Raw genomic sequence first — 6,422 nt, 5'->3', positions numbered from 1 at the left:
CCTGCGGCGGTGCAGGATCGGCTCGGTGTAGCCGTTGGGTTGGCTGGTGCCCTGGAAGATCAAGTCGCTTGCGGCTTGGAAAGCGATGTTGTTCGCGAAGTCCGGTGCGAGGTCGTTGTATGTCGGGTCGGAGCTGTTCTGCCTGTCCACCACCGGTGCCATCCGCTCGAGCGACGCGCGAACCTGCTCTTCGGTGACGATGCCGTGGCGCAACCAGTTGGCGATGAACTGGCTCGAAATACGCAGGGTCGCACGATCTTCCATCAACGCAACATCATTGATATCGGGAACTTTGGAACACCCGACGCCATGGTCGATCCACCGCACGACGTACCCGAGGATCGACTGCGAGCTGTTGTCGAGTTCGCGCTGCTTACGCTCCTCGCTCCAGTCCGTCGACGGTGCGAGCGGGATTTCGAGGATGTCGTCGACGGTGGCGCGCTTGGATTTCGCGATCTCTTCCTGGCGGGCGAACACGTCGACCTTGTGGTAGTGCAGCGCATGCAATGTCGCCGCCGTCGGAGACGGAACCCACGCGGTGTTCGCGCCGGCTTTCGGGTGGCCGATCTTCTGCTCGAGCATGTCGGCCATCAGATCCGGCATCGCCCACATGCCCTTGCCGATCTGCGCCTTGCCTTCGAGGCCGGCAGCAAGTCCGGTGTCGACGTTGAAGTCCTCGTATGCGGCAATCCACTTCTGTGCCTTCATCTCGCCCTTGGGCACCACCGGCCCGGCTTCCATGGAGGTGTGGATCTCGTCGCCCGTGCGGTCGAGGAAACCGGTGTTGATGAACACCACGCGTTCCTTCGCTGCTTCGATGGCGGCTTTGAGATTGACCGTGGTGCGGCGTTCCTCGTCCATGATGCCGACCTTGAGGGTGTTGACGGGCAAACCGAGAACCTTCTCCACCCGCCCGAACAACTCGACGGTGAACGCGACCTCTTCGGGGCCATGCATCTTCGGCTTGACGATGTAGAGCGACCCGGTGCGGCTGTTGGCCAGCTCGTTGTCGCCGGTCAGCGAATGCATACCCGCAAGCGAGGTGAATACGGCGTCGAGGATGCCTTCGGGGACCTCGTTGCCGTCGGCGTCGAGAATGGCATCGGAGGTCATCAGGTGCCCGACGTTGCGCACGAACAGCAGCGATCGACCGTGCAGAGTGATCTCACCGCCGCCGACCGCGGTGTAGGTGCGGTCCTTGTTCAGCGTGCGGGTGAACCTCTTGCCGCCCTTGCTCACCTCTTCGGCCAGGTCTCCGCGCATGAGCCCGAGCCAGTTGCGGTAACCGAGGACCTTGTCGTCCGCGTCGACCGCTGCGACCGAATCCTCGAAGTCCATGATCGTGGTGACAGCCGACTCGAGCAGCAGGTCCTTGACCCCCGCAGCGTCGGTCGAACCGATGGGGCTCTGCGGGTCGATCTGAATCTCGACATGCAAACCGTTGTGCGCGAGCAGGATTGCCGTCGGTGCTTCCGGCGAGCCCTGGTAGCCGAGCACCTGCGCTGCATCGGCCAGCCCGGTGACAGTGCCGTCGGCGAGTGTCACCTCGAGCGAAGACCCGGCCGCGGAGTCGAGGACGTACTTCCTCGACCCGACGTGGCTACCGGAGGACAGGGGGGCGGCCTCGTCGAGGAACTCGCGTGCGAACGCGATGACCTTGTCGCCGCGCACCGTGTTGTACGAGGTGCCCTTCTCGGCGCCGCCCTCCTCGGAAATGGCGTCGGTGCCGTACAGCGCGTCGTACAGCGAACCCCACCGCGCGTTGGAAGCATTGATCGCAAAGCGTGCATTGAGCACCGGAACCACCAGCTGCGGGCCGGCGGTCGAGGTGATCTCGGTATCGACGCCCGAGGTGGCGATGGAGAAGTCGGCCGGCTCGTCGAGCAGGTAGCCGATTTCCTTCAGAAATGCCTTGTAGGCCGCGCGGTCGTACTCGGGGCCGGCGTGCTCACCGTGCCAGGCGTCGACCTTGCCCTGGATCTCCTCGCGCACCGCCAGCAGCGCCTTGTTCTTCGGTGCCAGATCGGTGATCACCGATTCGACACCACCCCAGAACTGATCGGAATCGACACCGGTACCCGGGAGCGCCTCGTTAGCCACGAAGTCGTACAGCACCTTGGCAACCTGGAGCCCACCAACACGTTCGCGTTCGGTCATGAATCCTCGCTCTTTCCGGTCACGGGCACCTCGAGGTGTGCCCCAACGACAACAGAAGTCGATGTTACTCGGGAGTAGGTCGGGCGAGTGCACCGCCGCTACCGAGTAGATTCTGACATCGAGCGATCAATTCCGATCGGAGAGGGGCTGCCCTGTTCATCAGGGCAGTCTGCTCGCGAACGTACTGGGCTCGACCCGTCGGCGTTTCGATGGCGATCGGCTCGAGGCCATATCCGGTCAAGTCGTACGGACTCGCACGCATGTCCACCGTTCGTGCGGCCATCGCGAGCTCGAAACAGTCGACGATCAGTGTTGATTCGACCAGCGGTGCGAGCTTGTAACTCCACTTGTACAAATCCATCGCGGCGTGAACGCACCCGGGTTGCTCCCGATCGATTCGGCTGGCGGGTTCGAGCGAGAACGAGTTGCGCGGCACCGCATCGGGGGTGAAGAAGCGAAACGCGTCGTAGTGCGTGCAGCGAACGGTTGCCTTCTCGACCACAGCGTCCGTGCCCTCGTGGCCGAGACGCAGAGGCACCGAGCCGTGTCGGAGGGCGTTCTCACCACCGCGGTATACCATGGCCCACTCGTGCAAGCCGAAGCAACCGAGATTGGGTGCCCGGCGGCTGGTGGCGGTGAGCAATCCGAGGGTGAACTCGACTGCTGACCTTCGGTGTTCGAGAAGAGACTCTCGTACTCGGTAGCCGGTTTCGCCGCCGTAACCGTCCTCGACGGCCTCGTAGGACGCGAACGCCGCATAATCGTGTGCTCGTCGACCGGTGAGAACTACGCCGAATCCGGGATTCCACCGTTTGAGGTGTCCGGGCTTGAAGCTGTAATAGGTGAACAGGAAGTCGAGCACGGGGTGGTATGCACCCCGTGCTCGATCTCGCAAGTAGTCGCCCACCAGGCGTTCGATTCGATCGGTGTGGTGCGCGCGGTGTGCAGTCCACTCCGACTCCGGCAGAACGGTGACCATCTTCCTTCAGCGGTCTCCGCCGGGCGCGGGCCCCGTGATTCGGTGCGTACCGTCGCGAACGGTACCGACGAACTCCTCGACGAGGTCCTCGAGCGCCACGATGCCGACTGTCTTGCCGGTTGCGTCGTGAACGGCGCCCAGGTGGCTGCTGGTTCGGCGTAAGCGTGTCAGGGCATCGTCGAGCATGGTGTCGTCCCTGACCACAGGTAACTTCCGGACCTCGGACCTCGGAATGACCGACTCCGGCCCGGCTGAATCGTCGACCATGTACTCGAGCACATCCTTGAGGTGCAGGTAGCCCACCAGGGAGCCGTCGGTCGCCTGCACGGGGTAGCGCGAGAACCCCGTCGCGATGACAGCTTCCTCCACCGATCCGAGCGTGGGACCGGACGACGCGCTCGACCCGGACAACCGAACAGTGCGTACCTGATCGGACGGGATGAGTACTTCGGCCACGGTTCGCCCCGACGTGTCGAGGGCCTGGGTGAGCCGCCGATGTTCTTCCTCGTCGATGAGACCTTCCGACCGTGATTCGCCGATCATCTGCGACAGCTCGTCGGCCGAGACGGACGAGTCGAGCTCGTCCTTCGGGTCGATCCCGAGCGCCCGCAGCGTGAGGTTCGCGCACAGGTTGTAGAACCAGATGAGCGGCTTGGCCACCTTCAGAAACATCAAATGGATAGGAACGAGGATCATCGCCGTCTGTTCCGGTCCTGCAATGGCGATGTTCTTGGGAACCATCTCACCGATCAGGATGTGCAGCACCACGACCAGCGCGAGAGCGATCGTGAACGAGATGGGATGGAGCAGTGCGTCCGGAATGCCGACCAGTTCCATCGGCTTCTCGATCAGGTGCGCGACGGCCGGTTCGCCGACGCGGCCCAGCAGGATGGAGCAGATCGTGATGCCGAGCTGCGCCGCAGCGAGCATCAGCGACAGGTTCTGGCCCGCCTCGATGACCGACTTGGCGCGCTTCTTTCCCTGCGCCAACAACGATTCGAGTCGGTCGCGGCGAGCTGAGATCAACGAGAATTCGGCACCGACGAAGAAAGCGTTGCCGGCCAGCAGGAACACGGCAAGGAAGACTGCGAGCAGATCACCCATGAGCGTTCTCCTCCGATCTCAATCCGGCGAGGTAATCGGCGCCGACAGGCTGAAGCATGATCCGATCGATCCTTCGACCATCCATCTGCGTCACCTTCGCCACCCAACCGCCGTCGGACTCGGCGGGTTCGTCGTACGCTGGATTGGGAAGAATGGTGCGGTCGCCCTCCTCGGGAATGCGGCCGAGCTGAGCGAGAACCAAGCCGCCGATCGTCTCGTACTCACCCTCGGGCGCGAGATAACCGGTTGCCGAAGCGACCTCGTCGATTCGGAGGAGTCCCGAGCAGACCCAGCTGTCGCCGATCCGCTGCACGTCGATCTCGGGTTCGTCGTGTTCGTCGCGGACGTCCCCGACGATCTCCTCGATCAGGTCTTCCATCGTCACCATTCCGGCGGTGCCGCCGTACTCGTCGACGACCAACGCGACCTGCATCCCGTCGGCGCGCACACGCTCCATGACCGTGTCCCCGTCGAGACTCGACGGTACGACGGGCACGTCCTGTGCCAACGATTCCAGCGTCGTGGTGCGTCGCCGTGAGGCCGACACCGCGAAAGCATGTTTGATGTGCACGACGCCGATGGTGTCGTCCAAGTCTCCGTCCACCACCGGGAAGCGGGAGAAGCCCGTCCGCGCGGCGGTCTCGATGAGGTCGAAGGCGGTGTCGGACACCGACAACGACTCGACCTTGACGCGCGGTGTCATCAACTCCTCGGCCGTCCGCTCACCGAACTGCAGTGAGCGATCGACGAGACGTGCGGTGCCCTCGTCGAGTGAGCCCTGCTTGGCGGACGTACGCACCAACGAACCGAGCTCTCGCGGCGAGCGAGCCGACCGAAGCTCCTCGGCGGGTTCGACGCCGAGGCGACGAACCAGCCAGTTCGCGGAACCGTTCAGACCGTCGATGGCCCAGCGGAAGATCGCGGAGAACCCGGACATCGCGCCTGCGGTCGTGCGTGCGGTGCCCATGGGCAGGGCGATCGCGATGTTCTTGGGAACGAGCTCACCGAAGATCATGGAGAACGAGGTCGCGATGATCAGCGCGGCAGCAAGGGAGACGCCGGATGCGACGGCCTCCGATGCGCCCAGTGCTGTGACGAGCGGGACGAAAAACCCCGCGAGTACCGGCTCGGCCAGGTACCCGGTGATGAGCGTGGTGATGGTAATTCCGAGTTGGGCCCCCGACAGCTGGAACGACAGGGTCCGGTGAGCTTTCTGCACCTGTCGCGAGCGGGTGTCGTCGTACGTGCCGACGGCCGAGTCGACCGCACTTTTCTCGAGCGCTGTCAGGGAGAACTCTGCTGCGACGAAAAGGGCCGTGCCTGCGGTCAAAGCGACGAATCCCAGCAGACTCAGAACGCTGATGAGGATTTGCATCGACTATCGCCGCCGAAGTTGAGAGAGGAGCATCGCACCGTGGGCGGGACCTGCGCCGGATCGAGAGCCGGCGGCGCGGTGTTGCGATGACAGGATCGTACGTATAGCGCCGGGTTCGTCGCCCGGCTCGGTAGAGGAGCCCTCCGAAGTGGAGCCCTCGTCGCCCTGGTCGCTCGATGCGACCGCGGCGGTGCTGATGACGGGTGCCTCAGGCACCTTGTTCCTTTCTGTCGTTCCGTTCGATGTCCCGGCCGTGCGAAAACTGCAACGACCGGGACGACAACGCCGTTCTCATCACGAGCAACGACGACGGAAGTGCGGGCTGTACAACCAAACACTCATCATAACGGCTTTCGGCGAACGGCTACCCGCTGCCGGTGCGGAATCCGTCACCATCCGGACGGGAGGGGACGTCCTTCCGCGAAGCCTGCGGCCGACTGGACACCCAGTACCGCGCGTCGGTGCAACTCGGGTAGGGATCGCGCACCGGCGTAGGTGCAGGTGCTACGCACCCCGGAACAGATGTGGTCGATCAAGTCCTCGACGCCGGGGCGTTCGGGGTCGAGCCGCATCCTCGAGCTGGAAATGCCCTCTTCGAAAAGGCCCTTGCGGGCCCGGTCGAACGCGCTGTCGGTTGCTGTGCGCGCTGCGACTGCGCGCTTGCTCGCCATACCGAAGCTCTCCTTGTAGGCGTTGCCCGCGGAGTCGGTGCGCAGATCGCCCGGCGATTCGTAGGTCCCGGCGAACCAGGAACCGATCATGACGTTGGCCGCACCTGCCGCGAGGGCGAGGGCCACGTCGCGAGGG

5 protein-coding genes are annotated in these 6,422 nt (G+C 64.0%); all 5 read right to left on the bottom strand.

Going from position 1 to position 6,422, the window contains the following annotated elements; all coding sequences use genetic code 11:
- A partial coding sequence (locus WBQ44_RS21835) for a malate synthase G (protein WP_495568756.1) occupies nucleotides 1–2,157 on the bottom strand: 2,157 nt, incomplete at its 3' end.
- A 64-nt stretch (nucleotides 2,158–2,221) separates the two neighbouring features.
- On the bottom strand, nucleotides 2,222–3,136 hold the full coding sequence (locus WBQ44_RS21830; protein WP_495568755.1) for a 3-methyladenine DNA glycosylase: 915 nt from the start codon (nucleotides 3,134–3,136) through the stop codon (nucleotides 2,222–2,224).
- A gap of 6 nt (nucleotides 3,137–3,142) precedes the next feature.
- Nucleotides 3,143–4,240 (bottom strand): hemolysin family protein, encoded by a 1,098-nt coding sequence (locus WBQ44_RS21825; RefSeq protein ID WP_495568754.1) that lies wholly within the window; start codon nucleotides 4,238–4,240, stop codon nucleotides 3,143–3,145.
- On the bottom strand, nucleotides 4,233–5,615 hold the full coding sequence (locus WBQ44_RS21820; RefSeq protein ID WP_495568753.1) for a hemolysin family protein: 1,383 nt from the start codon (nucleotides 5,613–5,615) through the stop codon (nucleotides 4,233–4,235). Before WBQ44_RS21820 ends, WBQ44_RS21825 begins: the two co-directional genes overlap by 8 nt.
- A gap of 389 nt (nucleotides 5,616–6,004) precedes the next feature.
- Nucleotides 6,005–6,422, bottom strand: a 418-nt coding sequence (locus WBQ44_RS21815; protein WP_495568752.1) for an IMP dehydrogenase, incomplete at its 5' end; no start/stop codon positions are given.

The sequence above is a fragment of the Rhodococcus sp. (in: high G+C Gram-positive bacteria) genome (assembly GCF_049591685.1).
GTDB lineage: Bacteria > Actinomycetota > Actinomycetes > Mycobacteriales > Mycobacteriaceae > Rhodococcoides.
This window is presented reverse-complemented; position numbering and strand designations above follow the sequence as displayed.

What these genes read in the sequence shown, in the direction of transcription:
- WBQ44_RS21825 (WP_495568754.1), bottom strand. Translation starts at nt 4,240, where the DNA reads ATGGGTGATCTGCTCGCAGTCTTCCTTGCCGTGTTCCTGCTGGCCGGC.
- WBQ44_RS21820 (WP_495568753.1), bottom strand. Translation starts at nt 5,615, where the DNA reads ATGCAAATCCTCATCAGCGTTCTGAGTCTGCTGGGATTCGTCGCTTTG.
- WBQ44_RS21830 (WP_495568755.1), bottom strand. Translation starts at nt 3,136, where the DNA reads ATGGTCACCGTTCTGCCGGAGTCGGAGTGGACTGCACACCGCGCGCAC.